At 69.1% G+C, this 579-nt stretch carries 1 pseudogene; it reads right to left on the bottom strand.

The features are described 5' to 3' along the window. A pseudogene (locus E3D03_RS21215) lies at positions 1–579 on the bottom strand (phage tail tape measure protein); the annotation flags it as partial.

The following is a 579-nucleotide window of genomic DNA, read 5'->3' on the forward strand; positions in this document are numbered from 1 at the left end:
GGTCAGCGCATCAGCACTGGCCTCATCGGTGCCGCGCACGACATCGCGCAGCGCCTGCCAGCTTTCGAGCGGGGCGCGGGCCCCTTCCGCCAGATCGCGCGCGGCTCCGCGATAGAGGTTGGCGGACTCGAGCGCGCGGTTCGCCGCCTCGGACAGACCAAGGTCGGGCGCGCTCAGCGGGTTGTCCTCGAAGGCACGGTCGAATGCCGCCTGCGCCGCCGTGGTGGCGGCACTGGCCGCGCCCTCGAAGCGGTTCTCGATTTCGCCGAGGTCGAGGTCCGGAACCAGTGATATTCGCCGCTCCGACCCGAGCGCTTCGAGCCCCTGGTTGATGCCGCCGATGAAGCCGTTGATGCGCGAGACCACGCCGTTCAGCATCGCCTCGACGCCATCGACCAGGCTGTTGGCCGCCTGGAACGCGAGATCGCCGATGGCGGCGGGCAGCAGGCCCCAGATCGCCTTGATCGCCTCGTAGGCGCCCTCGAAGGTGTTCGCGGCGGTGTTGCCGAAACCCACCACGCTCTCGATGGCGCTCTGCATGCCCGACGCGGCGTCGGCCTTAAGATCGAAGAACATCGC

The sequence above is a fragment of the Paracoccus sp. DMF genome (assembly GCF_004407025.1).
In the GTDB taxonomy this organism is placed as follows: Bacteria; Pseudomonadota; Alphaproteobacteria; order Rhodobacterales; family Rhodobacteraceae; genus Paracoccus; species Paracoccus aminovorans_B.